Source organism: Achromobacter sp. GbtcB20, assembly GCF_019091095.1.
Taxonomy (GTDB): domain Bacteria; phylum Pseudomonadota; class Gammaproteobacteria; order Burkholderiales; family Burkholderiaceae_B; genus Achromobacter; species Achromobacter mucicolens.
Map to the genome: position 1 here is coordinate 1 of NZ_JAGXJZ010000177.1, position 582 is coordinate 582.

Annotated in this window: 1 protein-coding gene; it reads right to left on the minus strand. The window is 76.5% G+C overall.

All coding sequences use genetic code 11. The features are described from left to right. On the minus strand, positions 1–582 hold a 582-nt coding region (locus KVT32_RS28430), incomplete at both ends, for an HAD family hydrolase (protein ID WP_217619243.1).

Genomic DNA, 582 nt, shown 5'->3' on the forward strand with positions numbered 1-582 from the left:
ACCGGCGTCAGGTCCTTGTCCACGTCGTACGGCAGGCGCTTGAAGAGCGGGGGGTTGACCGCCAGCGTGTTGATGTTGCCGTCGCCGACCATCGCCACGACCGCCCCCTCGCCCTGCAGCCGGCGCACGAAGTCCAGCTTCTGGTCCGGCAGCTGGCCGCCCGCCGCGACCTTGACGCCGAGCCGGCTCGCCACCGCCGCCACCGTGCGCGCGTCGTCGCCGCTGAGCAGGACCACGGTCTTGCCGGCGGCCTCGAAGCGGCGCACCACCTCGAGCGCCTCGGGCCGCAAGCCGTCGGCGATGTCGAAGCGCGCCAGCCAGGCGCCGGCGCTGCCGAGCCAGACGGCGCTGCCCTCGCCGTCGGGCGCAAGCGGCGGCGCATCGCCCGCCAACGCCGCGACGAAGGCCGCCCCGCCGAGGCGGTAGCGCAGGCCGTCGATCTCGCCCTCCAATCCCTGCCCGACCGTGTAGGCGACACCGCTGGCCTGGGCCGTCGCCGACGGCGCCGCGGCGCGGATCGCCTGCGCCAGCGGGTGGGCGCTGCCCGCTTCCAGCGCGGCGGCGATCGCCAGCGCCCGGTCC